Source organism: Pantoea alhagi (genome assembly GCF_002101395.1).
GTDB lineage: Bacteria > Pseudomonadota > Gammaproteobacteria > Enterobacterales > Enterobacteriaceae > Mixta > Mixta alhagi.
The window spans coordinates 2811066-2837878 of sequence record NZ_CP019706.1 but is presented as its reverse complement, the minus strand read 5'-3'; the positions used below and the strand labels follow the sequence as shown (position 1 = coordinate 2837878).

Here is a 26813-nt window from a genome sequence, read left to right as displayed (position 1 = left end):
CTGCCGGTTATTTTACCCCCGCCTTTTTATCTGCACTAACTTGTGTGAACGCAATCACGAATAATATTGATCTGACGCAGGATTAAGCGCGCTTCGATTCAGGAAAGCGCCTTTTTTTGTTAAGGAGATCTTATTTTATCGATCACATTTGAAATATTTAAAGAACAAGATTGCAACATAGACACAGGTCAGACCTATACTGTGCGCACTGGTCTGATTTGTCCGTTGTATTTCAGCCCCTAAAATCCCCGGCTCCTTGTTACTTGATGTAACAGATTTTATAAAAATCACATAATGAGGTTGTGGTCATGAACCATAAAAACCTGTGTGCAAAGTCAGCTTTAGCAGTAGCAGTCGCAATCGCTTCCTCAAATCTTTATGCAGCGGGCTTTCAACTCAATGAATTTTCCTCAATCGGTTTGGGTCGATCTTATTCAGGCGAAGGGGCAATGGGCGACACGGCAGCCTCTGCCAGCCGTAACCCAGCGACGATGACATTAATGGATCGCCCAATGTTTTCTGTTGGCGCGGTATTTATCGATCCCGATGTCAATATTGATGGCGATAGCGGCGCGGGTAATAGCCTGCGTGCGAATAATATTGCCCCAACGCAATGGGTACCGAATATTCATTATGTGCAACCCATTAATGACCAGTGGTGGGTGGGCGCTTCCGCAACCACAAATTACGGTCTGGCTACCGAGTTTAATAATGATTATGCGGGCGGCGCATTCGGCGGTAAAACCGATTTGCTGACCACTAACCTTAATCTCAGCACCGCATGGCGCATGGATGAGCACTTCAGCTTCGGCGTGGGATTCAATGCGGTTTATGCGCGGGCGAAAATCGAACGCTATATGGGCGAACTTGGCGGCCTGCTGCCAGCTGTAGGTTTGCCAGCGGTCGCGGCGGATACGCAAATTGCGCACCTGAAAGGCGATGAATGGGGCTATGGCTGGAACGCCGGTATTTTATATGAAGTGGATGATGATAACCGCTTCGGCCTGACCTACCGTTCCGAAGTAAAAATCGATTTTAACGGCGATTACAAAAGCGCCATTCCTTCGCAGTTAAACCCGATTATCGGTGGAGCAGGACTGGATCTGCCTTACGGCACCAGCGGCAGTACTATTCCGGGCGCGCTGACCCTGAACCTGCCGGAAATGTGGGAAGTCTCAGGCTATCATAAAGTTGCTCCGCAGTGGGCGGTGCACTATAGCCTGGCCTACACCAGCTGGAGTCAGTTCCAGGAGCTGAGGGCTACCGGCAGCAACGGTCAGCAGCTTTTCTATAAAGATGAAAGCTATCGTGATGCTTACCGTATTGCGCTCGGTACCACCTGGTTCTATGACGAACACTGGACGTTCCGCACCGGTATCGCCTTTGATGACAGCCCGGTTCCGGCCGATAAGCGTTCTATCTCGATTCCGGATCAGGATCGCCTGTGGCTGAGCGCTGGCGCCTCATACGCCTTTAATGAGAACGCGTCGGTGGATGTGGGCGTTTCTTATATGCACGGACAGAAAGTCACCGTGCGTGAAGGCATCGATCCAGTGGCGACCGCACGCAACGGTACTACCACGCCTTACGAATTTAGCTCAGAAGGTAAGGCATGGCTGTACGGTGCCAGCTTTAACTATCGCTTCTGATAAGCGGGCGGATTTGATAAAGGTAAAAAGGCGGGAGATCTCCCGCCTTTTTAATGGCATTACGGGTGCATGCGCAGGGCGTTCGGTCCGCGCCTCGCGCCTGGTGCAATAAAAAGCGGGAATTCCCCGCTTTTTTATCTTTACTCGGCGTCGATCTCATCCAGATCGCCCTGAATCGCCTGCGCGTTAGGGTTCTCCTGCGGCTTCAGCTTGCCACCGTGGGCAAGGAAGTCGTGACGCTGGAAGTAAGCGTTACGCACGAAAGCGTAAGGATCGCTGGTATTACGCAAAATCGCATCGGAATCCAGCAGCTGTGCCCGCGTTTCTACCCCTTCCAGCACCCATTTTCCGGCAGACATTGGCCAGCTCAGCCAGCCAAGCACCGGATAGAGCGTATCAAGATAGTCACCGCCATCTTCACGCGGCGTAAAACTGCCGTAGCCAGGCAGCACCACATATGGCCCGTAGCCGACGCCCCAGGTCCCCAGCGTACCGCCAAAGCGCGGCGGCTCTTCACGCGCCAGCTTATCGTTCGCCATGCCGGCAACATCGATAAAGCCACCCAGACCCAGCACGGTATTCAGGAAGAAGCGGTTAAAGTGCACCATACCGCGATAGGGATCGCCACGCAGGAATGAGTTCACCATTGCCGCCGGCTCACTCAGGTTGCCAAGGAAATTACTGACGCCGGTACGCGCCGGAACCGGCACATAGTCACGCCAGGCGACCGCTACCGGGCGCAGCACATAAGGATCCAGCACGTTGTAGTTGAAATCAAACATCGTGCGGTTAAAACCTTCCAGCGGATCGGAACGCCCCTGCGGTTCGTCGTTATGCTGTGAACTGGCGCAGCCTGCTAACAAAATGCCGGCCAGCGCCAACCCCGTCAGGCGGAAGTTCATAATTTTCTCCCTGTATAATTAAATGCTTACCGCTTCAGGGCTGCTGCTGATTAATCTCAACAGCAAGATGCTGATGACCATCAAAAGGTGTTAACGCACTCTCGCCGAACCAGTCGCCTGGCCGGGGAGTTGCGCTGCCGTCACGCGCAATACGCACGCGAACTTTCACCTGATGCAGCGCCGAAAGCAGACGTTCCGGCATCATGGCATTGCTGTCATCCAGCGTCAGCGATAGCGGAAAATGACTCAGCGGCAGCTTTTTCACTGCCACCGGAACCGGTGAAACACCGTCAGAAACAGAAATATACATGACTCCGTCCGGCGGTAACATTTTTTCTACAGCATCTGCCAGCGTGATAGTGAGCGAAAGCTGGCTGGTTTGCAGTCCGGCGGCCGTTTTCGCCTGTTGGATACTTCGCTGCACCTGTTCTGTACGCGGATCGCTGGCCGGTAACTGCCTCAGCATGGTTTGCCAGGCGTTAATCGCCTGTGTGTACTCTTGCTGCTGAAAAGCATTAAAGGCGATCAGACTCAGCAGACGCATATTCGCCGGATCCTGCTGTTGCATAACATTGAGCATCGCCTGCGCTTCACGGTTATCCTGTGGATCGCTGGAGCGGGTCAGCACTTCAGCATAGCTGAGTTTTACCTCTTCGTTATTCGGCGCCAGCTGTAATGCGCGCTGAAACGCCTCAACGGCCGTATCGCGATTATTTAACACCATGCCGATGCGCCCCAGCATAAGCCAGTCATGCAGCTTACTGCCATCCTGCTGCAGCGCCGTGCGCAGCCCCAGCCCCAGACGCGCCAGCTCCTCCGGCGTTAACGACTGCGCCTGCGGATCCAGCAAACGCGCGCGCAGCGCGGGATAATCATCCTGCACCTGATGCCAGACGATCAGGCCCGACAGATCGCCGGTTTTCAGATAACATCCCAGGCTCACCACCACCAGCAACAGCGCACCGGGCAGCAGCACCCAGCGACTTAGCGGACGCGCCGGTGTGCATAAAGAAGAGGAAGGAATATCAGTCAGCAACGTTTGCTGTAGCTCCTGCACCATCGGCTGGCGGGCGGCGATTACGCCCTGTGCCTCATCCTGCTCCAGTTCATTCAGGCGCTGCTGGTAGAACATTTTATTTAACGTATCACGATCCACCGGCGGCTGACGATCGCCTCGCCAGCCAGCAGTTAACAGTAACAGCAACGCAGCCAGCAGCAGACCGGTAAGCACTATCCAGAAAAGAGTCATGACGATTTCCTGTCATCTTTCAGCAGCGCGTCGAGGCGCTGTCGATCGCCCGCATTCAGTTGCTCGTCGGCCTCCGGCTGACGACGGCCACGTAGAAAAATCACCAGCGCCCCCGCGATAATAAACAGCAATGGACCGGCCCACAGGATCAGCGTTGATGGCGTAACCGGCGGTTGGTAGGTAACGAAATTGCCGTAGCGGTCAATCATATACTGCGTGATCTGATGCTTATCCTGGCCCTGCTTCAACAGCTGATAGACCTTCAGGCGCATATCCGCCGCGATCATCGCATTCGAATCGGCAATGCTATTATTTTGACATTTTGGGCAACGCAGCGAGGCAGTCAGCTCACGGTACTGCTGCTCCTGCGCGGCAGAATCAAATTGCCAGGTTTCAATCGCTGCCAGCGCGTTCAGGCTGAACAACAGCCCCGCCAGCAATATTAATAGCTGCTTCATTGTACCGCCTCCCTGCTGTATTTTTGCCACAGCGGCGCAACTTCCCGCTGCCAGATCTGTGCGTTAAGATCGCCTGCATGGCGATAGCGAATAATGCCCTGACCATCAATCAGGAAGGTTTCAGGCGCGCCATATACCCCCAGATCCAGCCCAAGCATGCCGCTGCCGTCATACAGGCTCAGCGCATAAGGATTTCCCAGCGTGTTTAGCCAGGTCACCGCTTTTGCGCGGTCATCCTTGTAATTCAGACCGACCACCCGCACGCCCTGCTCTGCCAGCCTGTTCAGATACTGATGCTCGGCGCGGCAGGTAGGACACCAGGTTGCCCAGACGTTCAGCAGCAGCGGCTTGCCGTCCGCCAGTGCCGTCTGATTGTAAACCTGTCCCGGACGCTCAAGCGACTCCAGCTTAAACAACGGCACCGGCTTACCGATCAGCGCCGACTCCAGCCGCGTCGGATCGTCGCCTTCAGCGTTACGCGTTAGCTGCCACATTAGCGCCAGCGCCAGCAGCAAAAACAGGATTAGCGGAATATAAAAAAGTTTCTTGTTCATGCCCCCTCCCGCTGCGCTTTTTTACGGCTGCGATAACGCGGGTCCAGCAGACAAAGCAGGCCGCCGAAGGCCATAAACAGGCCGCCGTACCATATCCAGCGCACAAAAGGTTTGTAATAAATACGCACCGCCCAGGAGCCGTCATCCAGCTCTTCGCCAAGCGCGGCGTACAGATCGCGCGTCAGGCCGCCATCAATCGCCGCTTCGGTCATCATGCTGCGCGCCACGCTGTAGTAGCGCTTTTCCGCCCGCAGCGTTGCTTCCGGCCTGCCGTCACGCGTCACCTCAATGATTGCCGCTCCGCCGCTGTAGTTAGGGCCGTTCAGTTCACGTATATCGTGAAAAACAAAGTGATAATGATGAATATCCACGCTGTCGCCCGCCTTCATACGTACGTCACGCTCAATGCTGTAATTCTGGCTAAAGGCGATGCCGATCACCGTAACCGCAACGCCCAGATGCCCCAGCACCATGCCCCAGTGGCTGCGCGAGAGATGCCGGATACCACGCAGCAGAGTATGACGATGCGTAGCGCGCTCGTGCAGCTCCAGCAGCGTAAGAATAATCACCCACAGCGCCATCATCAGGCCTACTACCGTCATCGCCTCGATGCGATCCTGCATCAGCCACGGCAGAATGATTGACAGCAGCAGCGTGAGCAACAGCGCCAGAGCCAGCCGCTTCCAGAGCTTTTGCGGTTCATCGCGTCGCCAGCGTACCAGTGGGCCGATGCCCAGCAACAGCGCAAAAGGCGCCATCAGCCAGGTGAACATGGTATTAAAAAAGGGTTCGCCCACCGAGATAGTGCCCAGCCCCAGTTGCTTATGCACCAGCGGCAGCAGTGTTCCCAGCAGCACCACCAGCATGCCAGCCATCAACAATACGTTGTTGCCCAACAGGAATGACTCGCGTGACCAGAAATCGTTTTGCACCCTGCTGCGCACCCGCCCGCCTTTTACCGCATACAGCAACAGAGAGCAGCCGATAACGATCACCAGAAACGCGAGGATAAACATGCCGCGAGCCGGATCGGAGGCAAAAGCATGCACCGAAACCAGCACGCCGGAGCGCACCAGAAATGTTCCCAGCAGGCTGAGGGAGAAGGCTGCGATCGCCAGCAGTACGGTCCAGGCTTTAAAGGCACCGCGCTTTTCCGTTACCGCCAGCGAGTGAATCAATGCTGTGCCTACCAGCCACGGCATAAAAGAGGCATTTTCCACCGGATCCCAAAACCACCAGCCGCCCCAGCCCAGTTCGTAGTAGGCCCAGGCGGAACCCAACACGATGCCGATGGTCAGGAACAGCCAGGCTGCCAGCGTCCAGGGCCGTGACCAGCGCGCCCAGGCCGTATCCAGCCGCCCCGCCATCAGTGAAGCGATAGCGAACGCAAAGGCGACTGAAAAACCAACGTACCCCATATAGAGCAGCGGCGGATGGAAAATCAGACCGATATCCTGCAGCATCGGATTCAGATCGTGGCCGTCAATGGGATAGTCCGGCAGGGTACGGGCAAATGGGTTGGACGTAAAAATGATAAACAGCAAAAAGCCAAAGTTAATCATGCCCATAACCGCCAGCACGCGCGCGATCGCATCCTGTGGCATGGCGCGACTAAATATCGCCACCGCCAGCGTCCAGCCGCTGAGCATCAATACCCACAGCAGCAGAGATCCCTCATGCGCTCCCCAGGTCGCGGCGATGCGGTAATACAGCGGTAGCTGGCTATTAGAATTGCTGACCACATAGGCAACGGTAAAGTCATTAACCACAAAGGCATGCACCAGCAGCAGAAAGCTGCCAGCCACGCAGAAGAACAGGCCAACGGCGAGCGGTCGCGCCAGCCCCATTAGCCTGCTGTCCTGGCGCGCAGCGCCCCATAGGGGATAGAGAGTCAACAGCAGCGCCAGCGCCAGGCCCAGACAAAGCAAGAAATGACCAATTTCCGGCATCATTGGCGATCACCCTGCGGCAGCGCTGTCGCCATTGTTCCCTGATGGTTTTTCTTCATCGCATCGCTGATTTCCGGCGGGGTATATTTTTCGTCATGCTTCGCCAGCACTTCTTTCGCCTGGATCAAATTGCCCGCCTGCAATTCGCCCTGCGCCACCACGCCCTGCCCTTCGCGGAACAGATCGGGCAGGATGCCTTCATAGCTGACGTTAATCACGCCGTTAGCGTCATACAGCTTAAAAGAGACGCGCAACGTTTTCTCATCCCGCTTAACGCTGCCGGGCATCACCATACCGCCAACGCGCAGCCGCTGACCGGGTTCCGGCAGCGTATGCGCTTCGCCTTTACCATAGAGTATTTCGCTGGGGGTATAGAACAGGTCGATATTAGCGCGCAGCGCATACATCACTAATGCCGTTGCCAGGCCCAGGCCAGTCAGAATCGCCACGACCACATAAAGACGGTTTTTACGACGGGTATTCACATCACTCTCCTGCCGCTTCGCTGGCGGCCCGTTTCATTTTTGCCGCCCTGATGCGGCGTTCACGCGCCTGATACTGTCGGACGCTTTTTAACAGCTGACGACGCTGCCATAAGGTATGTCCTGCCAGCGCGGCCAGTGACAACAGCGTAACGCTCACCGCCAGCCAGACATAAAAGCCGTAGCCGCCCATCGCCAGGAAATCGTGCCAGGAAGAAAATGCGGGCTTCATGCGGATCGCCCTCCCTTATTCACCAGGGCGGCTACCCAGGGACGATGACGCTCAGTCAGTAAGATCAAATTGCGCAGTCGCATCAGCGTCAGGGTAATAAACAGCAGCAGATAACCGATAATCGACCAGCGCAGCGGCACGCGCATCTCGGGCGCAATCGCCTGCTGTAACATGCCTGAGGAACCCTGATGCAGGGTATTCCACCACTGTACGGAGAAATGAATAATGGGGATATTTACTACGCCCACCAGAATCAAAATACTGGCGGCGCGTCCGGCAAGACGCCGGTCATCAAAAGCGTTATACAGTGCGATAACGCCCATATAGAGGAACAGCAGCACCAGCTCTGACGTTAACCGCGCGTCCCAGATCCACCAGGTGCCCCACATCGGTTTCCCCCAGGCCGCTCCGGTAATCAGCGCGATGAAGGTAAAAATTGCACCAACCGGTGCCATAGCGGCTGCGGCTAAATCGGCCATCTTCATCTGCCATACCAGACCGGTAAAAGCGGCAACGGCCATTGCGCTGTAGATGCCCATCGACCAGATAGCGGCAGGCACGTGGATATAAATAATGCGATAGCTCTCTCCCTGCTGATAATCTGCCGGCGCGAAACCAAATCCCCAGCTCCAGCCAATAAATAGCGCCACGGTCGCCAGCAGTGCAAATCCCGGCACCAGGCGACCACTAAACTGATAAAGCCGTTCGGGCTTCGCCAGCTGATGTATCCATTTCCACATTGTTATTGCTCACGGTAAAAATATAAATTCATAGCCTGTCTTAGTGCAGGCTGATACGTAACGCGGCCGCCGTCGCAAACGGCGCCAGGCAGAGACTGGCCGCCAGCATGGCCCCCAGAATCGCCAGATAACCACTGATGGGCAGCCCCATGCTGGCGGCATCAATAGCGGCACTGGCGAAAATCAGCACCGGCACCGCCAGCGGCAATACCAACAGGCTAAGCAGCACGCCTCCCCGGCGCAGGCCCACGGTTAACGCCACGCCGATCGCGCCAAGCAGGCTCAACACCGGCGTACCGAGTAATAATGTCAGTGCCAGCGCACGCCAGCCGTTAAAATCAAGCGACAGCAGCAGCGCGGCCAGCGGCGACAACAGCAACAGCGGCAGGCCGGTGATCAGCCAGTGCGCGATCACTTTTCCCAGCACCGTCACTGGCAGCGGGCTCGGCAGCAGCAACAGCTGTTCCAGCGAGCCATCGTTAAAGTCATCCCGGAACAGCCGCTCCAGCGCCAGCAGCGATGAGAGCAAGGCGGCGACCCACGCCACGCCCGGCGCAATACGCGCCAGCAGCTGCGGCTCAGGCCCAATCCCCAACGGGAATAGCGTAATCACAATCAAAAAGAACCACAGCGGGTTAATGATTTCCGCCCCGCTGCGAAAGGCGATGCGCAGCTCGCGGCTTATCACGCGCCATAACATCAGATGCGTTCTCCTGCCGTCAGGCTAATTCTTCTTAGTGGCCAGGCTGCATCAGGCAGCGGCTGATGGGTGGTAAGGATCACCATGCCGCCCCGTTGCGCATGCTGCACAAACAGCATCATTAACTTTTCAACGCCATTAACATCAATCGCCGTTAAAGGCTCATCCAGGATCCACACCGGCGCCTGGCTTAACCACAGCCGCGCCAGCGCAACGCGCCGCTGCTGGCCTGCCGACAGCTGCGCAACTGCCATCTCTTCAAATCCCGTCAGATCTACCGCTTCAAGCGCGGCAAAACACTGTTCGTCATCACATTCGGCATGATAAAAGGTGAGATTTTCCAGCGGCGAGAGAACATTTTTTACGCCAGGCTGATGCCCAAGGAACAGCAGATCGCGGTGCCATTGCTCGCGCTGCTGTTGGAGACGCACTCCCTGCCAGCGCACCTCGCCCTCTTCAGCGCGGCTCAAGCCCGCCAGTAAACGTAACAGCGAGGTTTTACCCGCGCCGTTAGGCCCTTCAATCTGCACGATGTCCCCGCTATTCACCGTGAAATTAAGGTCGCTGAATAAAATACGGTCATCGCGAATGCAGGTCAGGCTGGTGACTTCCAACATAAAAGGAATCGTTCGCGCTATTGAATCGGGCCGCGATAATAACATAAGTCAGTATCCGGCCGAAGCCTGTGCTTGCGCTTAGAAAGTACTGATATGAATAAATAAGCTGCAGAAGATCGTTCTTTTGTTGAAAAAAAACACGATATTAAAGTTTTGTTACTTTTATTCTAAAATCAGGTCACATTTTACTTACCTGAAAACTGGCTACGCTTAAATCACTGGTTAATAACGCAGGGTGAATTATGACGTCACAACATAAGAATGATGAACCGGAAGTGGAAAGCGAGGAAAAGGAGCAGGGAGAAGAAATTGAGGTTGATGAAGAGCAACTGCCCTCAGGCGCGGCGGCGATTCATGAACAAATCCGCCAGGAGGGGGAGAAAGAGCTGGAGCGCGATAGCATAGCGCTGCTGTGGTCTGCCATCGCCGCCGGCCTTTCCATGGGTGCTTCGCTGATGGCCAAAGGTATTTTTCAGGTGCATCTGGGCGATATTCCAGGGGGATTTTTGCTGGAGAACCTGGGTTATACCTTCGGTTTTATTATTGTCATTATGGCGCGCCAGCAACTGTTTACGGAAAACACCGTTACTGCCGTACTGCCAATCATGCATAAACCGAGCGGCAGTAATTTTCTGTTGCTGCTACGTCTTTGGGGCATGGTGCTGCTGGGGAACCTGATCGGCACGGGTTTAGTTGCATTGGCCTTTGCCCATATGCCGATTTTTGATGATGCCACGCGTCTTGCCTTTACGCATATCAGTGAAAAAGTGATGGAGAATTCGCCAGCAGAGATGTTCGCTAAGGCCATTATTGCCGGCTGGATTATCGCCACTATGGTCTGGATGTCCCCTTCCGCAGGCGCCGCCAGGATTCTGGTGATTATTCTGATGACCTGGCTGGTGGCGCTAGGGGATTTGGCGCATATTGTGGTAGGTTCGGTAGAGGTTTGTTATCTGGTATTTACCGGCGCGCTGCCGTGGCAGGCGTTTATCTGGCCCTTCGCGATACCGACGCTGGCAGGCAATATTATCGGCGGCACCTTCATTTTTGCGCTGATCAGTCATGCGCAAATCCGCAACGATATGAGCGCTGAACAAAAAGCGCAGGCAAAAGCGAAACAGAAAAAGCAGGCGCAGCAGGGGGAGAAAGCGCAGAAAAACCAGCGTAAATGACAAAATTGCTGACAGAATAAGCAGTCAGGCGGGTAAGTGGTTAATCTGGTAAACAAATTGCGCTATACTGCCCGCCGCTGCCCCCGTTAGAAATGGACTAAGAGCATAAAGTAGTTAATCAGTTGATTTTTATGAATAAAAATGAAAGAAAACAAAAAAATGTACTTGGTATGTACACTAAAATCACTTTCTAATTAACTGTTTTTCATTGTGTACATCAGTTGTTACCAATGCATATTATAATCATTTAATCCCTATCAGCGGTATACAGTGTCAACAATGCCAGCGGTACGCGTTGATGCTACGTAGCATTGCGCCAGCGGCCACTGAATAAACACATAGCCGCCGTCCTCGCGGTTCTCATCGATGTACAGCACGAACCAGCCCGCACAGACAACATCAATGTTTGCTTCATATCCTTCGGCATCGAAATTCGCGGAGTGGATATTTTCCCATATCAGCGTTGCACATGTAGACAACCACGCTTTCGCGTCGTCTGGCAGTGCCCCACTGTTGAGATTGAGCCATTGTGCATTAGCCGGCGTCATGCCTGACATCAGCGCAGAGGCCAGCATGCGGGCGCTGTCTGTTGCCGTGCCATCCAGCAATTTCGCCACTTAGTGCTTTGCACTCTGCGCATCCAGAACGTCGCCGGCCAGGCCAGAACCGCGCAGCGGGTATGTATAGTCATAACATTCGCGCCAGACACTTTCATGCCTCCGACGCAATGCTTTCGGCGCATCCAGACGCTGAATCAGCTGTGTTACCCGCGCCATCATCTCATGCCCCTAAATTTGTTTTAGCGGCCTGCGCGCCGTTGTCAGCAGCGAGCTGCCCGTATCGATGCACCCTCCGCACCGCTTGTCAGTAGCGAGCTGCCTTTCTTACGTTTGCGACGCGCTGCTGTGTCTGCTTTCGCTGCTGCGTTTGCTGCTGCGTCTGCGTCTGCCTGCGGATCGCTTTTAACGACTTGCGGCGAACCGCCACCACACGTAAATCTTCTCCTTAACCTTTAACCTGGTACGTGCCAGCCGTTTGGTGTCAATACCGGCTGGCACGACAACCTACGTAGGCCATCCTCATTCGATGCTGCCATCGCAGTGCTTGCGGATGCCGTCGCAGTGGTCACTTTCTGACCAGCTCGATAAAATCCAGATTATTAGTTAACGAATGCCCCACATCATCTGTAAAACCGAACCCCTCAAACTGTGTAATGGCAGCTGCACCCTGCGCATTTAGCTGCTGCAGAATTGCATTACGAGCGGTTAGAGTAGCGCCAACACAACAGCAACAGCATCAGCATTGTCATGCTGGGTGGGCGTGCGCATCTGCGACTGTTTCCTGTACCGGTTCCTGTCCGGTGTCCAGCATCGAACCCTCTACCGGCACAGCTTCCTGTACGTGCTCCTGACCGGGCACCTCGATTGTTTTTGGTTGGCGGGCCATGATCTCTATTCCAGACTGTGTGATTTACATGCTGGCAGTGTGCCCCTTTGGCAAAGTCGGAATCCTGACTAAATTTGAGGAAAGACAGCCCAATTTAACATAATGGGTCTTACGCGCATTGCTGAAACGGCACTCGTAGCCAAACAGAGACCAACGGCGCATTTTTAGATGTTAAATGCACGAAATGCTTGAAAATAACGTGAATAAAACTTGCATAAAACAGGCCCAAAAATGCATAGCTTGTTTTCATCGCGAACGTCTCGTTTTTGTCAGTTTTCCGTGATAACGGATAGCGGCCAGATGATAACGGATAGCCGGGAAATGATAACGGATAGCGAGCCCCTAAAACGCGCGCGCGAGGATAAACCGAAGTAGAGTTGTAAAACAGTCTGCTAATCAACAATAAATTAGCATATTTTTTATACGTTAAGCGGCAGTTTTAGGTAGGATAATAAGACCAATTAATACTGGAGGTCATCATTATGGAAGATAACTTAAAAATTTTATTAAGCCCCGTCCAACTTGCCGCCGTTCTGACTCCTCATTCTGTAACTGAAGCGGATGCACTCAGCAATCGACTGCTGGGCGGGCTTGAGCTGGCGCTGGGAACCGTAGAGCTGATGGGAGCGACGGCCCTGTGCCTGGCTCCCGATCCCACTCTGTTAACTAAAGCGGCCTGTGTCGTTACCGGCGCCCACAGCATGGACGCCATTAATGCTGCGGCTAACCGTATTCTGACCGGACATGATACCCGATCGGCGACGTTTCAGCTTACCGAAAAACTGGCTAAACAGCTCGGCGCCAGCGACAGCGCTGCCATGTATATTGGGCTGACCGTTGATATTGGCGTACCCTCGGCAGCCGGCCTTGCGTGGGGCGTGTCGCGGATAAAGTATGTCCGCTCAGGTACGCTGAAGCTTGCTGAGCATGAAGCAGTTAGCCGTGCGAGAATTGGCGGTCATACGCTTAAAAAGCATATCTCAAAAACCGATGAAGAACTGCTGGCGCGCCTGGCACAAAGCCGTGATACACGCGCGGCAACGTCTTTTTATAGCGTTGAGCAAGCAGAGAAAGCAATCAGCGCGGCATTGCGGGCTAATCGTTTTAAAATCTTGCACTGGGCGAATACAGGCAAAATAGAAAAAACGTTAGACATCACCTGGAATGCTGGGACAACAGTAGGCTATGGATTTCGTCAGGGCAGCCAGATTAAGTGCACTATCAGCCACGTTCGGATAGTGTTGAAGGGGGCAAAATACAATGGGAAACCGTATTTTATTTTAACATCGTATCCATTTCTGGAATAATGACATGAAAAAATTATGGGATAAACTGAAAATAAACGCCTTTAAACGAAAAAACTCATCTCTAATGAGTTTAACGCAAACGTATTTCGGTCAGGATCGTGATTTGTTCGGTGAAACTATTGAGGAAGTCGTTCAGAGCTATTGCGATAACGGCGAAAATGCGACGCGGTGGTTAAAAAGCGAAATTACAGAGATGTTAAAAACGGAAGATGACAGCGAGCTGATAACCCGCATGGAGCTACTGGCGGAAAATCAGTTTACACCAGAGCCCTGGGGCGAAACGTGGCGCAGCTTCCTACAGCGGGTACTGCGCACGTTGCCAGGTTAAATCATTTCCGCCCGTATACAAACCGCCTCGATACAATGTTAACAGGCAGGCGTTCGCGCGACAGGTGCGTGACGCTACGCCAGAATTCGATCAACGCCTCGCCCTTACTGTGGCCCGGTTCTGCTCCTTGTTTCCAGCCAATTACGGCAGATTTTGATACATCCAGCTCGCGGGCGATTTCGTGGATCGGCACACCGCATCGAGTTATATCTGTTATCACGCGGAACCAGTCAGTTTTGAATGTCGCAATCACGGGCATTTTTTCCCGGCCTCGTTTTTGCTGTAAACCAGCTCGCGGACATGATCACCATTCATCAGCAAATCGTTAAAATCCCCGCCATCGCACCAGTGAACGCTAATTTTTTCGATGTCGTTTTTAGCCAGCAAATTTCCGTGGGCGCATTCAAATGCCGCCGCGTGACCGGTTGCGGAGTGTTTATCCATATCGGCAAAAATAATCAGATTTTTCACGCCAGCCGGGACGCGAAATTTTTTCATAAATCCGCTGTTCAGCGTCGCCCAGGTGTTTACGCCATAAATCTGATTGCATGACAGTGCGGTCTCGATCCCTTCGGCGATACCCAGCGTGGAGGAAACCGGGAACATGCGCACGGCAACAGACCGAGCATGATCAAGATAAGTTTGTTCTTGCAGCGATTTAAGGCGCTTCGCGCTGCTACCGATTTGCGCTTTTTTATCGCCATCCAGCAACGTCTGATGCAAATAGCACAACTCCCCTTTATCGTCAGTTGCCAGCGCGTACAGCGCCTGGTAAACACGGCCAGCATGCCGCTGATGATCATTAAACCGCACCGCATCCGTAGGCAGTTTATTAATGCCACGTTGCCGCAGGTATTCCGCTGCGCTTGTATCTCTCAGGCTCATCAGCTTTGAAAATTTGCTGATAACACGCTGGCGCTGTTTCGCCGTCGAGCTGTTAACAGGAATCGGAATATGGCGGTAGTTATTACTGATAAGTTGGTCAATTTCACCACACAGGATTGAGAACGGCTTACCCTGCGTTTGTGTAAGCAACGCCATCCCGTCGCCGCTGCCGCTGCCGCAGGTACAAATCCAGGTGCCGGCACCATTTTGATCGTCAATGCGAAATTTGCCCCGCGCACCGCAGATCGGACACTCCCCTTTAAAGCATCGGTGGTGCTGCGGATGAACGCCGAGCCTGTGACACCCAGCCATAACCAGGAGGACGCTAAACTATGAGTCGCCACATTATACCTGACGAACTGGCATCAATTAGCGAATGCCTGGAGGCACTGGCGGAAATCAACGTCACAATCGAAAGCATCCAGATACAGCTGGACTTTCCCGATCCCGATCGAGGTGAAAGCTGGCGCCAGAGTGCTGAATACGCGCTACGTGTCTGCAAAAAAATTAAATGCGGTATTGATGGCCGGTTAGCTGTACTGCGGCAGCTGGAGAAAAAGCAAGAAACGGCGCAAGCGCAGCGGCACAATGATTTTTTGGTGTTAGAGCTGGCGCGTTATGTTCCAGACGTAGTTTTTAGAGCATGCGATTATCGCGCAAGAATCAAAGCAAGCAGTGAGGTATGACATGTCAGATTTTATGACAGAAGAATAAGTATTTCAGCGGATAGAAAAAAGGCGGACGGCATTATGACGACTGCGGAAAAAACATGGATTCCCGGCCCCGGTGTTAACACATCCGGCGCGCTACAGTTGAGCAGTAGATTAAAGACGGCGGCGTTAACCGATCCGCTTAACGTGCCAGAATATTTTGTCTGCGTACAGCTCATAAGCGTCTTTTTGTTCCCTCAGCCAGTCATGCTTGTTATATACAGCCATGACTCCGCCCAGTTCATGCCCCAGCATCTTTTCGGTGACATGGGGCATAATCCCCTCGCCTGATAAATTAGTTACCAGAGAGCGCCGGAAATCGTGCGTTCGCCATTCGGGTATATCGATACCGCCGCGCAATTTTTTCATATAGAGATTTGACGACGATCGGTCAATAGGCTTATCTAATTCTTGTCCAGGAAATAGAACCGGGTTCTTAGATGCCAGTAATTGCTCTATATATGGCTTCACATGCATAAAAATCGGGCGTCGGATTACATTCCCCATTTTCGAATGCGCGGCTGGTGTAGTCCAGATCAAATCTGTCATATTAAATTCATCAGCATTCGCCAGGCGTAACTCTGATAACCGTGCGCCCCACAGCAAAAGCAATTGATGCAGTATTTTGTTCGATGAAACGATTTTGTTATTTTCAAGCGCCAGCCAGATTTTAGCTAATTCTGTATATGTTAAAACGCGGCTGCCAGTATCAGGTTTTTTACCGATGTTTTTTACGCTCAACGTTGTGAGCTCGCATGAGGGGATCAGTTGTCGGCTAATGCACCAGTTGATCACTGACCGCAGTTGCAGGAGCAGAACGCGAGCCTTTTTCTTATTGAGTTTCTCCTGTTTATCGAAAAATTGAACCCAAAGCGATACCGGGATATTAGCTACAGGTATACCCTCAAATTCTGTGTACATAGTGTTGTACACGACTGATCTATACAGTGTCTGAGTGTTAGGCTTAAGCCCCACAACATACGCTGACCACCATTGATCCAGGCACTCTTTTAACGTTAACTTGCCATCTGCTTTGGCAAAATAATTTTTGGGGTTTACACCCTTTGTGTACAATGCCCTCATCTCACCAACAATAACACGTGCATCCCTAAGCGTGGTTGATGGGTAGCGACCAACAGTCAGGCGCACTGGTTTACCAGCCCAGCGGTAGCGGAACTGAAAAGCAATAGTGCCAGACGGAGTAACGCGTACACTCAAACCGTCCCCGTCAGTAATCTCTGCCGGACCGGAATACGGTTTGTTTACAATGCTGCGTAGCTTTGTATCGCTGAGAGCCATGTTATAAATCCTGTACACATTAACCAAATGCATTCTGTACTCATTCTGTACATTTTAGCAAGTGAACGAATCTCGTAAACATAGAAACGTCGGCGGATTAATGCGAACAAAGATGAATGGAAAACTTGATAAAACGTGACGTTGTGCGATAGGATAGAAACATACGCGAGCAAGACGAAATGCGCCCGCACAGAGTCCCCTTAGTTAAATGGATATAACGAGCCCCTCCTAAGGGCTAGTTGTAGGTTCGATTCCTGCAGGGGACGCCATCTCATCGTTTGTCAGCTTCGCTTACGCTCACCAAATCCCGGCAGGCACAACCAGAATTCTCGTTTTTTTGCCATCACTTATTACCTGTCTGTTTTTTTGTTTTGCTACATCAATCATGATAAGCCGCCTGGTTTTTACATAATTCACCATAAGCACTGCGGCATTAAGCGCCCAGTCACACTGAGTGTTTAGCGGCGTACCCTTTTCGCTGAAGATAAATTATAAATTTTCGTGGCAGCAACCAATGATAGGAGTATTAGTACAAAGCTATAGCTCTGGCGCAGTTTTTTTATTTTTGATAACGGACATCAAAAGCATGCAAGAAACAAGCGACATTAATTTTTATTTAACTCAATCTACTCATTCTGGGCCTTATAAACATCTCAGGTATCAGGGCAGCCTTGAGATTAAACACATTCATGTTAATAAGTTAAAAATCATTTAAAAATTATTAGTCTGAAGATGTTTTCTGTGTTGTCAGTGTAGATCTGCGATAAAAAGCAAGCCGGTTAGAGGGATTTCCTGTAATTGTTACCTACAGCAGATGGGTTTGTATCTTTTTGAGATCCTAAATTGATAAAAGCGCTATCACCTGATGAGACTTATCAATAATAAATACAAACTATCCCAGCGGTTTTTACCGTACAATAAACAGAACCGGGCTGATTAGTCGCTTTTCTTATACTTCTAAGACCATGGCAGGCCTCCATGCCTGCCGGTTTAGCTTAACGCGCCTGACGGAAGGCGCTCAGGTTTACTACCTGGTGCGGCTGGTTGATCGCCTTCCGTGCCAGCCAGTAGAGTAGTACCCGGTCATCATCGCCTTCACTATCTGCCATAGAGAGCAGTTTCAGCGAGAGGGTCGATTTGTTTAATGGCTGACTGGCGTCACTCAGTTCAATAACAGCACGACCGATAAGACAACAGACTTCGTCCTCTTTAGCAGTGGATTCATATGCTCGGTCTTTCATATTTCCTCCTTTTATGTAAAAACTAAGTCTGGCACAAATAATAGTTTCCGGTATAAATTTTCCCGGGATGAAATATATTGCAACGCTTATTGAAGTTTGCTTGCGATTTAGCGGCATCTTCACAGAAAAAATGCCTGTCAGGAGAAAAATTATGCCGTTTATTGCCCGTGGCGCGCTGTTATTAAGTCTGCTGGTCAATGTTATCCCGGCAACCGTAGCTAACCCGCTAAAGCACGTTAATCCAATGACCGACTGCCTTAATGGCCATATTTTGCCGCAGATGGGCAGCAACGAAGCGCCAGAGGCGATCGTTAATCATGCTTTTCTTCTCTGCAAGCCTTTTATTGATAGCTGGCTCGCTTCTTATCCGGATGCACGTCGCCAGCAGTTAGGTCAGGCGCTGCGACAGTTTTATCTGGACCGACTTTATGCTGCGTTAAACAGCCCGGTAAGATGAACCAAACAAATTGCGATACGATCGCGATTGCAATAATATATTTCCCCTGCTTAGCAAAGTGTTTACCAAATTCCCACCGGTAAGCTTTGTTTTTAACCTCCTTTCACTCGCTGTCTTTCTTTTTATTGATTAATGCAATGCCGTTCATGCCGTTAAACAGGCACTTTATTCCTTACGCGTGGCTGTTCATGGCTATTTTTCCCGTAGTAAGACGTACCGGCTCTATTATCAGGCTAATTAAGGCATTCCCTCAGGGAGAAGATAATGAGCAGAACACACCTCTCATCCGTTCCAGATTCAGTTCGCTGGCTAACGCTACTCGGCACAATTATCACCCAGTTCGCACTCGGCTCGGTTTATACCTGGAGCCTGTTCAACGGGCAGTTATCACAAAAACTGGATGCGCCGGTGAGTCAGGTCGCCTTCTCTTTTGGCTTACTGAGCCTCGGGCTGGCGCTCTCGTCATCCATAGCCGGCAAGCTGCAGGAACGTTTTGGCGTGCGCAACGTCGCTATCGGTGCTGGCCTGTTGTTGGCATTAGGCTTTTATCTCACCGCGCAGGCTAATTCCCTGTTGATGCTGTGGCTGAGCGCAGGCGTGCTGGTTGGTCTGGCGGACGGTGCAGGCTACCTGATGACGTTATCTAACTGCGTAAAATGGTTCCCGGAACGTAAAGGTGTGATCTCCGCCTGCGCCATTGGCGCTTACGGGTTGGGCAGCCTCGGTTTTAAATTTATCTGCAGCAGCCTGCTGGCGCATTTTAGTCTGGAAAATACTTTTTTAATCTGGGGTGCCCTCGCCATGAGCATGGTGATTTTAGGCGCATTGCTGATGAAGGATGCGCCGCAGCAGCGGGCATCTCAAAACAAGAACGGCGAGGCCGCCGCGCTCGATTTCAGCCTGGCGCAATCAATGCGTATGCCGCAATACTGGATGCTGGCGCTGATGTTTTTGACGGCCTGTATGAGCGGCCTGTATGTGATTGGCGTAGCGAAAGATATTGGCGAGGGTATGGTGCATCTCAGTACGCAAACCGCAGCCAGTGCGGTGACGATTATTGCTATCGCCAACCTGAGCGGTCGTCTGATCCTGGGCGTGCTGTCAGATAAAATTGCCCGCATCCGGGTAATTACGCTGGCACAGGTCGTTTCACTGGCAGGCATGGCTATCCTGCTGTTTACCCGGATGAACGAAACCACGTTCTTTATTTCCGTTGCCTGCATCGCCTTTAGCTTCGGCGGCACCATTACCGTGTACCCTTCCCTGGTCAGTGATTTCTTTGGTCTTAATAATTTGACGAAAAACTATGGCGTTATTTACCTGGGTTTTGGTATCGGCAGCGTGCTGGGTTCGCTTATCGCTTCGCTGTTTGGCGGCTTTACCGTGACGTTCAGCCTGATTATGACGCTGCTGGTTATCTCACTGGTGATGTCGTTGGTGATTCGTATACCGCATCGGGAGCGCAGCATGCAGCAGGTTTTGCAACGCGGTTGATACTGCTGCCGGGTAAGGCCATCAGGGCGTCCGGCAGGCTAATATTCAGGCACCGGACGCGCTACAGGCCGTCCGGTTTCTTTTAACCAAACAAGGGTTCAGGCTGACCAGCAACCGGCATCCGCACCGCGAATACGCTTCCGGACCATGGATACTGCGCCAGCTCTTCTGCGCTACGGTTTTCCCGACTGGATGTGATATAGAGCGTTTTCAAATCCTCGCCGCCAAAGGCGACCATCGTCGGCCAGCGCACCGGCAGTGGAATTTCATCCACAATCTCTGCGGTATTTGGATCGATGCGCACGATACGTCCGCCATCAAACATTGCCGACCAGTAAAAACCTTCTTCATCCACCGCCGCCCCATCTGGCATCAGCCCATCGCTAAAACGCCGGAACGCCTCGCGCTTGCCGTTCTCGCCGGTTACAGCATCAAGCGAATAGCGCCAGATCACATGGTTCGCCGTGTCGCTGTGATACATCCAGCGACGATCGGGTGAAAAAGCCAGACCGTTAGAGACTTTGATATCCTCATCGATCACATGCAGCTGTAGATCTTTATCGAGACGGCAGAGTTTCGCGCCGTTACGATCCTGAGGCTCCCACAGGCTGCCGCACCAGAAACGGCCAAAGGGGTCGACGCGCCCGTCATTAAAGCGGCTTTTACTCGCTTCACCTGGATTATCAGCTATCTTACGCTCAGGCTTTCCCTGTGCGTCAATAAACCAGACGCCGCTGCGCAACGCCGCTACCAGGCCGCCTTCACGGCGCAAACCGATACAGCCCACCTCTTCCTGCTGCGGGAACACCCGATGTTCGCCGCTTTTTGGATCGAAGCGATGAATCGCCGGGGCGAGAATATCAACAAACCACAGCGCCTGCTCTGCGGTTGACCAGAGCGGGCATTCGCCCAGCTCGGCCTCAATGGGTAAAACGCGCTCCACCTGCCAGTTCATTATGGCTCCTTTTCGCTACGCATTTGGAGCATAAACTGTAGCGGAAATTACAGTGTCGGGGTTTACCTGCCAGCCAAAATAATCACGATTTCAGGCTTTCGCCATGCGTGGCCATCACCTGTGGATACCAGCAAAATATTTTTGCAACCAGGTGCTGGGCTGCCTCTGCCATTGTCGTGGCGATCCTCACAGATAAAGCCATCGTGCCCGGCGGTTCCGCTTTCAGGACGCGGAGAAAACCAACCGCTCCCTTGCGGGTATAGTCTTGATTTCAACGGAATAGCCTGCACCCGCTAAGGGATGCCATCAATCACCACTTCGTATTAAGCGCTTTATTGATCCTTTACCTGTATATTTATCCAGAAACTTTCTTCAGAACCGACAATTATTTTCTGGGCGATTGTTTAATATTTTCACTTGTGTCGGCCCAGCAAGATAAATATTCCTGCCTTTGCAAAAATTCCCCACGAAAAAAACTAATAACCTGGACGGCAAATGAGAATGAGAATATAGGTAAGGGGTTGCGTTTAGGATAATTCCTGCTATTATTGCTTTCCATTCAGCCCATTCCTATATTTTTGCGCGGCCCTTTTACTCTACTCTTAATTGCATTGAAACATTTGCAAATATTTAAATATTAAACTCTACATTAGTGCCGTTATTCCTCCACTTTTAGGTTTTATAGTGGACGGCATTAAAGGTAATAAGAGAATTTATCATGCGAATAATGATAAAAAGCGCTTTTGTACTGGCGATTGTCAGCATGCTAAGCGGATGTATCATCGCTCACGATCGCGGGCATCATAAGGGTTGGCAGCACGATAACGGCCATCATAAGGGCTGGCGCCATCATCATCGAGGATGGTAAAAAATTCTAAACGGGTAGGTCACAGCAACATACCTGGCGGGCAAAGCCTGCACACAGCAATATAATAAAAATAAGGCAGGAAAAGTTGGGCGAGAATATTCTCGCCCTTTTCTTTTTTAGCTTTTTAAAGCGAAATTACATTGATACCAGACCGTGGTTAATCCCGGAATATGGCTATCCTGCGGAGGTAATGATTCAACCAAATCAAAGCCCTGAGCGTGGCAATAGTTGGTCACATCAAGCTTCAACGCATCTTTATCCACTTTTTGCGGGTGATAACGATACTGCACCGTATGTGAAACAAGATCTTCATCTACTCGTTCAAACGCGCCTGGTTTGCTGGCCGTACAGCCTGCTAATAAAAACAGCGCCAAAACGCCGTAAATTTTGCTTTTCATAACTCTTCCTTATGCTGGTGCGGCATCTTAACAGGCAGCCATAAAGGCACAATCGGAATGCTGCTCAAAGCGCAACGGCGGATTGATGTTTTTACCTATTGAATCGATTCAATTTAACGTTTAGGGCTGCTGGCTGTTAAGTGCGATTATCTCTACAGATGTCATGATATCTGTGCTATACACCAGGTTTTTTACGATAGATAATAAGAAGTTAACTGCTAATGCCCGCCTGAAGCGGGCTTTTTTTTGTCGGTTATCCGGCGTTAGCGCTGAGCATCATACGCACAACGCAGACCGTTTACCTGTCAGGAAGTGCGATAGGGCCCTCGCCAGCAACAGAACGCGCACAGAAAGAGAATGCTGCAAAGTTTTTTACCGATCTCGCTATTGCGCGCGAACGTCTACCAGTACCGGACAATGCGCACGTTCAATAACCGCTGCACTAACGGAACCTTTCAGCAGACGATTAAACGGCGAAAGATGGCGACGCCCCATAATAATCATTTCGGCATCCAGCGCAGCGGCCTGCGCCACAATGGTCTCCGCCGACTCGCCCGCCACCACGCGACCGCGCGCAACGATTCCTGCTCCCAGCAGCTGTGCCAGCGCATGGCGAATCACCAGCTCTGCGGTGTTTTGCTCATCCAGCGCCGCGCCGAAGTCAGCAGGATCTTCGCCGGCCGTAATATCCAGCGGCTCGCCGCAGGTGGCATAGGCCGGATCGATGCAGCACAGCACTATCACCTGTGCCTTTAACGCTCGCGCCTGCTCCGTTGCCAGGGAGACGACTTTACGTGAGTGATCCGAGTTATCTATTGCGACCAGTAAGGTTGTCATTCTGTTTATTCCTCAGTCATGCGCCAGATGTTTGCCAATTTCACGCGTCATCGCTTCCTTACATCTTAGTATTTCATCACGATAGAACGCTTCATTCCTGTGAAAGCGCGCCGCCGGCACCAGCAGCGAAACGGCAAAGCGTCCCAGCAAGGTATCCAGCGCAACACCCATCGTAGAGATCCCTTCCAGGGTTTCACCACGATCAAAAGAGACGCCGCTCTGGCGGATCTCTTTTAACTGCCGCAGCAGCTCCGGCAAGGTTTTAATGGTCTTTTCGGTAATAGCGTCCCAGGAATCACCCACCAGCGCCCGGACATCTTCGTCGCTCTCCAGCGCCAGCAGGGCGCGACCGCCTGAGGTACTGTACAGAGGCAGATTAAGCCCCATCCTTGGTACGACGCGTAGTTCACGATCGGCAACGATAAAATGCACAATTGCCAGTTGGGTGCCGCTGGCGCGCGCCAGCGAAACGGTTTCTCCGGTGGCATCGCTCAGCGCCTGCAGCAAAGGACGCGCCACTCCCACGACATCCGTATGAACGCTGGAGATCAAACGCAGCAGCGCTGGCCCGAGCCGCACGCCGCCTGCACCGTGACTGCGTACCATTTGGGCCGCGTCCAGCGCCGCTACAATACGCTGTACCGTTGAACGAGGGAGATCCACCGCCTGAGCAATTTCTCCCAAACTCATACCGCCCGGCTGCTCTCCTAAGGCGTTAAGGATTTTCGCTGCGCGTGCAATCACCTGGATGCCGCCCGTTTTCTCATCATCACGATGGTACGGTTTTTCAGACATGAACATGCTGTTCTCTTTCCATGAAGGGCGTCGATACTGTAGCGCATTTCATGCCACCTTCCCAGCCTGTATCACATTGCAATACATCTAATCGACATGTAAGATGCGCGCTCGCTGTATCGCATCACAATACACCACACCATAATAAAAAACGCTATGGAGTACCTGCTATGAACGGTCAGCCTGCCGCTGCACCGGCTCCCCATCCTTTTACCCTGCGTCTGGCACTGGGGCTGGCCGGGGTGCTGATTGCTGCCCTTGCTTCCGGGCTTAACGATCGCGTCACCGATATGGCTCTGGCCGATATTCGCGCCGCGCTGGGCATCAGTTACGATCGGGGAAGCTGGCTTATTGCTGGCTATCAGGCGGCAGAAGTCGCCGCCATGATGATCGCGCCCTGGTTTGCTGTTACGTTATCGCTGCGTCGCTTCGCGCTTGGCGTGGCGTTCGGTTTTGGACTGATGGCGGCGCTGCTGCCTTTTGTCACGCACTATCCGCTGTTCCTGACGCTGCGTGTGCTGCAGGGAATTTTTGGTGGCGCATTGCCGCCGTTGCTGATGACGGTCGCGCTGCGCTTTCTGCCGCCGCCGCTAAAGCTTTACGGACTGAGCGCCTATGCATTAACCGCCACCTTTGGCCCCAATATGGCCGCTACCCTGACCGCTTTCTGGACCGACAGCGTGGGCTGGGCCTTTGTTTTTTGGCAAATTATTCCGGCTATGCTGATCGCTATGGTGTTGATTGGCTGGGGGCTCCCGCAGGATCCTGTGCGGCTTGAGCGTTTCCGACAGATGGATCTGTTTGGCATGCTCACCGGCTGTAGCGGCATTGCGCTGCTGATCCTGACGTTAAGCCACGGAGAACGTCTCGACTGGCTCAGCTCGCCGCTGATCTGCGCTATGCTGCTGGCGAGCGTGGCGCTGCTGACGGTCTTTCTGATTAATGAGTGGTTTCATCCGCTGCCGCTGTTCCGCCTGCAAATGCTGTCACGTCCTAACCTGACGCACGGTTTGCTTACGCTGGCGGGCGTGCTGCTGCTGGCGCTCTCCGGATCGGCGCTGCCTTCGGCATACTTTTCTCAGGTGGACGGTTTTCGCACCGCACAGTTTGCGCCGTTAGCGTTGATGATTGGCGCGCCGCAGCTGCTGATCGCTCCGTTTATCGCCATGCTGCTTAATCTGCGCTGGATCGACTGCCGCTGGGTGCTCTCATGCGGTGCCCTGCTGATGGCAGGATCCTGTCTGATGGGCTCGCAGCTTACCGGTGACTGGGCGCGCCAAAACTTTTGGCTAATCCAGGTGATGCAGGCCTTTGGCCAGCCGATGATGATTTTGCCGGTGTTAATGAGTGCCACATCGGTAGTACTGCCGCCGGAAGGCCCGTTTGCTTCAGCAATGTTTAATACCGTGCGCGGCTTTTCCAGCGTGGCGGCCGGTACGCTGGTGGAGTGGTTTCTCAGCCATCGCGAGCAGTTTCATTCACATATTTTACTGGACGGCGCTGCCAATCGCAGCTGGCTGCTGCGTGCCGGCTCGTCTGAAGAAGCCAGCGCCTCCGTTCCGCTATTGCCGGACGGCAGCATCAGCTCCACGGAAAATATCGCCCATTTCTCCACGCTGGTTAAGCATCAGGCGCAGATATTAAGCATCAGCGACAGCTATCTGTTGCTGATCGCTTTTGCCCTGCTGCTGATCCTGCTGACCGCCTGGCTGCCGAAGCGTGTCTGGCCGCCGCAAACGCTATTACAACAACCTGTTATAACAAAACCGGGAATTTAACGATGTCTTTAACACCTGCTAAACGTACCGGCCTGTTGGCGGTACTGTTGATTGTCTTACTGGCTATTGCCTTCTTTATCTGGTCCAGCATGATGCGGGCCGACTATCGCACCGATGACGCATGGGTCACTGCGGACTATACGTTGGTGGCACCGAAAATTTCTGGCTATATCAGTCAGGTGATGGTGCGTGATAACCAGCGGGTAAAAGCGGGCGAACTGCTCGCCACGCTGGATGACCGCGACTACCGCGTTGCGCTGGAGAGCGCCAGAGCGAACCTGCAGCTAAGCGAGGCGAAGCTTGCCAGCATTGTTGCCCAGCGGGAGCAACAGCAGGCGGTGATCGCCCAGCAAAAGGCGGCGGTGAACGCCAGCCAGGCGACCTTAAGCTACGCCGGGCAGAACGCCGAGCGCTACCGTCGTCTGTTGCAAAGCGGCACCGCCACCGCCGACGAGCAGCAGAAGGCCAGCTCGACCATGCGATCTGCCGCCGCTCAGGTTGAGCAAAATCGGGCTGCGGTAGTGGCAGCAGAGAAAGAGACGGCAATTTTACTGGCCAGCCAGAAACAGGCGGAGGCCGATATTGCCGCCGCTCAGGCTGCAGTCGATCAGGCGCAGCTGAATCTCTCTTATACGCGCATTGTGGCACCGGTAAGCGGTATGGTGGGTCAGCGTGCGCTGCGTCAGGGCGCGTATGTTTCTGCCGGCAGCCGCCTGCTGGCGCTGGTGCCGCTGGAGCAAAGCTATATTGTCGCGAATTATCTGGAAACCCAGTTGGATAAGGTGCAACCCGGTCAGCCGGTAGAGATTACCGTTGATGCGCTGCCCGGCCAGCATTTTCATGGTCACGTCGATAGCATCGCGCCCGCAACCGGCGCGACTTTTTCCGCCATTGCCGCAGATAACGCCACGGGAAATTTCACCAAGGTGGTACAGCGCCTGCCGGTCAAAATCGTTCTGGATGCCGATCAGCCTAACCTGGCGCATCTGCGGGTAGGCATGTCGGTGATCCCGGAAATTAAAGTGAAGTAACGGCAAGCTTTTCGGGCTACGGCTCGGAGCATGCCTATTTATTTTGTGATCGAATCCGCGTAAATTAGCGCGCGATCCCGTTCTGAGTTATTCAGGACTAACCGGAGCAAAGGCGTCGTACTAAAGAAAGCGCGCCTTGTTTTTATTCTGTTCGCGTTATGCAGGCCTGGGATCGCCACCGACATAACCGCTCAGAGGAGTTGTCAGGTGAAATACGCGTTGATGGGAATCTCTTTTTTCCTGTTAGTCTGGGTTGGTACCTTCATGCTAATGCTGTAAG

27 protein-coding genes, 1 tRNA gene and 2 pseudogenes are annotated in these 26813 nt (G+C 52.7%); 12 read left to right on the top strand and 18 right to left on the bottom strand.

What is annotated here, in order from left to right; all coding sequences use genetic code 11:
- Window positions 1–308: 308 nt before the first annotated feature.
- Window positions 309–1649 (top strand): long-chain fatty acid transporter FadL, encoded by a 1341-nt coding sequence (gene fadL / locus B1H58_RS13270; protein ID WP_085070961.1) that lies wholly within the window; start codon window positions 309–311, stop codon window positions 1647–1649.
- Between the two features lie 140 nt (window positions 1650–1789).
- Here the strand turns inward: fadL and mlaA are convergent, their stop codons facing one another.
- Genes mlaA through ccmA form a run of 10 tightly spaced genes read right to left on the bottom strand, consistent with a single transcriptional unit; the run spans window position 1790 to window position 9532 of the window.
- Window positions 1790–2551, bottom strand: coding sequence for a phospholipid-binding lipoprotein MlaA (gene mlaA, locus B1H58_RS13265; protein ID WP_085070960.1), 762 nt, complete (start codon window positions 2549–2551; stop codon window positions 1790–1792).
- A gap of 34 nt (window positions 2552–2585) precedes the next feature.
- Complete coding sequence (gene ccmI / locus B1H58_RS13260; protein ID WP_085070959.1) at window positions 2586–3800, bottom strand: c-type cytochrome biogenesis protein CcmI; 1215 nt, start codon at window positions 3798–3800, stop codon at window positions 2586–2588.
- On the bottom strand, window positions 3797–4258 hold the full coding sequence (locus B1H58_RS13255) for a cytochrome c-type biogenesis protein (protein WP_085070958.1): 462 nt from the start codon (window positions 4256–4258) through the stop codon (window positions 3797–3799). Before B1H58_RS13255 ends, ccmI begins: the two co-directional genes overlap by 4 nt.
- Window positions 4255–4812: a DsbE family thiol:disulfide interchange protein gene (locus B1H58_RS13250; protein WP_085070957.1), complete on the bottom strand. Its 558-nt coding sequence runs from the start codon at window positions 4810–4812 to the stop codon at window positions 4255–4257. Before B1H58_RS13250 ends, B1H58_RS13255 begins: the two co-directional genes overlap by 4 nt.
- Window positions 4809–6764, bottom strand: a complete 1956-nt coding sequence (locus B1H58_RS13245; protein ID WP_085070956.1) for a heme lyase CcmF/NrfE family subunit — start codon at window positions 6762–6764, stop codon at window positions 4809–4811. Before B1H58_RS13245 ends, B1H58_RS13250 begins: the two co-directional genes overlap by 4 nt.
- Entirely contained in the window at window positions 6761–7246 is a 486-nt protein-coding gene (ccmE, locus tag B1H58_RS13240; protein WP_085070955.1) for a cytochrome c maturation protein CcmE, read from the bottom strand. Before ccmE ends, B1H58_RS13245 begins: the two co-directional genes overlap by 4 nt.
- Before the next feature lies 1 nt (window position 7247).
- Window positions 7248–7475 carry a heme exporter protein CcmD gene (ccmD, locus tag B1H58_RS13235; protein ID WP_085070954.1) on the bottom strand — a complete coding sequence of 76 codons (228 nt, stop codon included), beginning with the start codon at window positions 7473–7475 and terminating at the stop codon, window positions 7248–7250.
- Window positions 7472–8215 carry a heme ABC transporter permease gene (locus B1H58_RS13230; RefSeq protein ID WP_085070953.1) on the bottom strand — a complete coding sequence of 248 codons (744 nt, stop codon included), beginning with the start codon at window positions 8213–8215 and terminating at the stop codon, window positions 7472–7474. Before B1H58_RS13230 ends, ccmD begins: the two co-directional genes overlap by 4 nt.
- A 40-nt stretch (window positions 8216–8255) precedes the next feature.
- The gene (gene ccmB, locus B1H58_RS13225) at window positions 8256–8915 is read right to left on the bottom strand and encodes a heme exporter protein CcmB (RefSeq protein WP_085070952.1); all 660 of its coding nucleotides are present in this window, start codon (window positions 8913–8915) and stop codon (window positions 8256–8258) included.
- Window positions 8915–9532 (bottom strand): cytochrome c biogenesis heme-transporting ATPase CcmA, encoded by a 618-nt coding sequence (gene ccmA / locus B1H58_RS13220; RefSeq protein WP_085072312.1) that lies wholly within the window; start codon window positions 9530–9532, stop codon window positions 8915–8917. The genes ccmB and ccmA overlap by 1 nt, the downstream gene beginning before the upstream one ends.
- 242 nt (window positions 9533–9774) lie before the next feature.
- On the opposite strand from ccmA, the gene B1H58_RS13215 reads away from it, so the two are divergent.
- Window positions 9775–10704 carry a formate/nitrite transporter family protein gene (locus tag B1H58_RS13215; protein WP_085070951.1) on the top strand — a complete coding sequence of 310 codons (930 nt, stop codon included), beginning with the start codon at window positions 9775–9777 and terminating at the stop codon, window positions 10702–10704.
- A gap of 260 nt (window positions 10705–10964) precedes the next feature.
- On the opposite strand, the pseudogene B1H58_RS13210 reads toward B1H58_RS13215, so the two are convergent.
- Window positions 10965–11483, bottom strand: a pseudogene (locus tag B1H58_RS13210) (portal protein); the annotation flags it as partial.
- Window positions 11484–11547: 64 nt separating this feature from the next.
- Between B1H58_RS13210 and B1H58_RS21165 the strand changes: the two are divergent.
- From B1H58_RS21165 to B1H58_RS13195, 3 genes are all read left to right on the top strand, one after another.
- Window positions 11548–11670 carry a hypothetical protein gene (locus B1H58_RS21165; RefSeq protein ID WP_257788812.1) on the top strand — a complete coding sequence of 41 codons (123 nt, stop codon included), beginning with the start codon at window positions 11548–11550 and terminating at the stop codon, window positions 11668–11670.
- 962 nt (window positions 11671–12632) lie between these two features.
- On the top strand, window positions 12633–13457 hold the full coding sequence (locus tag B1H58_RS13200; protein WP_085070950.1) for an RNase A-like domain-containing protein: 825 nt from the start codon (window positions 12633–12635) through the stop codon (window positions 13455–13457).
- A gap of 64 nt (window positions 13458–13521) precedes the next feature.
- Entirely contained in the window at window positions 13522–13785 is a 264-nt protein-coding gene (locus B1H58_RS13195) for a contact-dependent growth inhibition system immunity protein (RefSeq protein ID WP_157130173.1), read from the top strand.
- 249 nt (window positions 13786–14034) lie between these two features.
- Here B1H58_RS13195 and B1H58_RS13185 read toward each other — a convergent pair.
- Window positions 14035–14934, bottom strand: a pseudogene (locus tag B1H58_RS13185) (DUF7146 domain-containing protein); the annotation flags it as partial.
- 68 nt (window positions 14935–15002) lie between these two features.
- Between B1H58_RS13185 and B1H58_RS13180 the strand changes: the two are divergent.
- Window positions 15003–15356, top strand: coding sequence for a hypothetical protein (locus B1H58_RS13180; RefSeq protein WP_085070946.1), 354 nt, complete (start codon window positions 15003–15005; stop codon window positions 15354–15356).
- A 153-nt stretch (window positions 15357–15509) separates the two neighbouring features.
- On the opposite strand, the gene B1H58_RS13175 is transcribed toward B1H58_RS13180, so the two are convergent.
- Entirely contained in the window at window positions 15510–16679 is a 1170-nt protein-coding gene (locus B1H58_RS13175; RefSeq protein WP_085070945.1) for a tyrosine-type recombinase/integrase, read from the bottom strand.
- A 194-nt stretch (window positions 16680–16873) separates the two neighbouring features.
- On the opposite strand from B1H58_RS13175, the gene B1H58_RS13170 reads away from it, so the two are divergent.
- A tRNA-Arg gene (locus tag B1H58_RS13170) sits at window positions 16874–16948 on the top strand.
- 726 nt (window positions 16949–17674) lie between these two features.
- On the opposite strand, the gene B1H58_RS13165 is transcribed toward B1H58_RS13170, so the two are convergent.
- Window positions 17675–17920, bottom strand: coding sequence for a hypothetical protein (locus tag B1H58_RS13165; protein WP_085070944.1), 246 nt, complete (start codon window positions 17918–17920; stop codon window positions 17675–17677).
- A gap of 151 nt (window positions 17921–18071) precedes the next feature.
- On the opposite strand from B1H58_RS13165, the gene B1H58_RS13160 reads away from it, so the two are divergent.
- Together B1H58_RS13160 and B1H58_RS13155 are read left to right on the top strand one after the other, a co-directional pair.
- Window positions 18072–18377, top strand: coding sequence for a hypothetical protein (locus B1H58_RS13160; RefSeq protein WP_085070943.1), 306 nt, complete (start codon window positions 18072–18074; stop codon window positions 18375–18377).
- Between the two features lie 264 nt (window positions 18378–18641).
- Window positions 18642–19871, top strand: a complete 1230-nt coding sequence (locus B1H58_RS13155) for an L-lactate MFS transporter (protein ID WP_085070942.1) — start codon at window positions 18642–18644, stop codon at window positions 19869–19871.
- Window positions 19872–19953: 82 nt separating this feature from the next.
- On the opposite strand, the gene B1H58_RS13150 is transcribed toward B1H58_RS13155, so the two are convergent.
- From B1H58_RS13150 to B1H58_RS13135, 4 genes are all read right to left on the bottom strand, one after another.
- Window positions 19954–20826: an SMP-30/gluconolactonase/LRE family protein gene (locus tag B1H58_RS13150; RefSeq protein ID WP_085070941.1), complete on the bottom strand. Its 873-nt coding sequence runs from the start codon at window positions 20824–20826 to the stop codon at window positions 19954–19956.
- Between the two features lie 984 nt (window positions 20827–21810).
- A complete protein-coding gene (locus tag B1H58_RS13145; protein ID WP_085070940.1) occupies window positions 21811–22092 on the bottom strand; it encodes a hypothetical protein in 282 nt (93 codons plus the stop codon).
- A 384-nt stretch (window positions 22093–22476) separates the two neighbouring features.
- Entirely contained in the window at window positions 22477–22929 is a 453-nt protein-coding gene (locus B1H58_RS13140; protein ID WP_085070939.1) for a universal stress protein, read from the bottom strand.
- Window positions 22930–22941: 12 nt separating this feature from the next.
- Window positions 22942–23724, bottom strand: a complete 783-nt coding sequence (locus B1H58_RS13135) for an IclR family transcriptional regulator (protein WP_085072311.1) — start codon at window positions 23722–23724, stop codon at window positions 22942–22944.
- A 170-nt stretch (window positions 23725–23894) separates the two neighbouring features.
- On the opposite strand from B1H58_RS13135, the gene B1H58_RS13130 reads away from it, so the two are divergent.
- The 3 genes from B1H58_RS13130 to ypdK all read left to right on the top strand — a co-directional run bounded on the left by B1H58_RS13130 (window position 23895) and on the right by ypdK (window position 26812).
- Complete coding sequence (locus tag B1H58_RS13130) at window positions 23895–25502, top strand: MFS transporter (protein WP_085070938.1); 1608 nt, start codon at window positions 23895–23897, stop codon at window positions 25500–25502.
- 2 nt (window positions 25503–25504) lie between these two features.
- Window positions 25505–26533: an HlyD family secretion protein gene (locus tag B1H58_RS13125; protein ID WP_085070937.1), complete on the top strand. Its 1029-nt coding sequence runs from the start codon at window positions 25505–25507 to the stop codon at window positions 26531–26533.
- Between the two features lie 207 nt (window positions 26534–26740).
- Entirely contained in the window at window positions 26741–26812 is a 72-nt protein-coding gene (gene ypdK, locus B1H58_RS20640) for a membrane protein YpdK (RefSeq protein ID WP_103061073.1), read from the top strand.
- The last annotated feature ends 1 nt before the right edge of the window (window position 26813 follow it).

Coding starts and splice junctions, on each gene's coding strand:
- ccmD (WP_085070954.1), bottom strand. CDS start 7,475: ATGAAGCCCGCATTTTCTTCCTGGCACGATTTCCTGGCGATGGGCGGC.
- B1H58_RS13195 (WP_157130173.1), top strand. CDS start 13,522: ATGAGTTTAACGCAAACGTATTTCGGTCAGGATCGTGATTTGTTCGGT.
- B1H58_RS13230 (WP_085070953.1), bottom strand. CDS start 8,215: ATGTGGAAATGGATACATCAGCTGGCGAAGCCCGAACGGCTTTATCAG.
- B1H58_RS13165 (WP_085070944.1), bottom strand. CDS start 17,920: ATGAAAGACCGAGCATATGAATCCACTGCTAAAGAGGACGAAGTCTGT.
- mlaA (WP_085070960.1), bottom strand. CDS start 2,551: ATGAACTTCCGCCTGACGGGGTTGGCGCTGGCCGGCATTTTGTTAGCA.
- B1H58_RS13130 (WP_085070938.1), top strand. CDS start 23,895: ATGAACGGTCAGCCTGCCGCTGCACCGGCTCCCCATCCTTTTACCCTG.
- B1H58_RS13140 (WP_085070939.1), bottom strand. CDS start 22,929: ATGACAACCTTACTGGTCGCAATAGATAACTCGGATCACTCACGTAAA.
- B1H58_RS13215 (WP_085070951.1), top strand. CDS start 9,775: ATGACGTCACAACATAAGAATGATGAACCGGAAGTGGAAAGCGAGGAA.
- B1H58_RS13160 (WP_085070943.1), top strand. CDS start 18,072: ATGCCGTTTATTGCCCGTGGCGCGCTGTTATTAAGTCTGCTGGTCAAT.
- B1H58_RS13250 (WP_085070957.1), bottom strand. CDS start 4,812: ATGAACAAGAAACTTTTTTATATTCCGCTAATCCTGTTTTTGCTGCTG.
- B1H58_RS13180 (WP_085070946.1), top strand. CDS start 15,003: ATGAGTCGCCACATTATACCTGACGAACTGGCATCAATTAGCGAATGC.
- B1H58_RS13135 (WP_085072311.1), bottom strand. CDS start 23,724: ATGTCTGAAAAACCGTACCATCGTGATGATGAGAAAACGGGCGGCATC.
- B1H58_RS13175 (WP_085070945.1), bottom strand. CDS start 16,679: ATGGCTCTCAGCGATACAAAGCTACGCAGCATTGTAAACAAACCGTAT.
- B1H58_RS13125 (WP_085070937.1), top strand. CDS start 25,505: ATGTCTTTAACACCTGCTAAACGTACCGGCCTGTTGGCGGTACTGTTG.
- ccmB (WP_085070952.1), bottom strand. CDS start 8,915: ATGTTATGGCGCGTGATAAGCCGCGAGCTGCGCATCGCCTTTCGCAGC.
- B1H58_RS13145 (WP_085070940.1), bottom strand. CDS start 22,092: ATGAAAAGCAAAATTTACGGCGTTTTGGCGCTGTTTTTATTAGCAGGC.
- B1H58_RS13155 (WP_085070942.1), top strand. CDS start 18,642: ATGAGCAGAACACACCTCTCATCCGTTCCAGATTCAGTTCGCTGGCTA.
- B1H58_RS21165 (WP_257788812.1), top strand. CDS start 11,548: ATGCACCCTCCGCACCGCTTGTCAGTAGCGAGCTGCCTTTCTTACGTT.
- B1H58_RS13150 (WP_085070941.1), bottom strand. CDS start 20,826: ATGAACTGGCAGGTGGAGCGCGTTTTACCCATTGAGGCCGAGCTGGGC.
- B1H58_RS13255 (WP_085070958.1), bottom strand. CDS start 4,258: ATGAAGCAGCTATTAATATTGCTGGCGGGGCTGTTGTTCAGCCTGAAC.
- ccmA (WP_085072312.1), bottom strand. CDS start 9,532: ATGTTGGAAGTCACCAGCCTGACCTGCATTCGCGATGACCGTATTTTA.
- B1H58_RS13245 (WP_085070956.1), bottom strand. CDS start 6,764: ATGATGCCGGAAATTGGTCATTTCTTGCTTTGTCTGGGCCTGGCGCTG.
- fadL (WP_085070961.1), top strand. CDS start 309: ATGAACCATAAAAACCTGTGTGCAAAGTCAGCTTTAGCAGTAGCAGTC.
- ccmI (WP_085070959.1), bottom strand. CDS start 3,800: ATGACTCTTTTCTGGATAGTGCTTACCGGTCTGCTGCTGGCTGCGTTG.
- B1H58_RS13200 (WP_085070950.1), top strand. CDS start 12,633: ATGGAAGATAACTTAAAAATTTTATTAAGCCCCGTCCAACTTGCCGCC.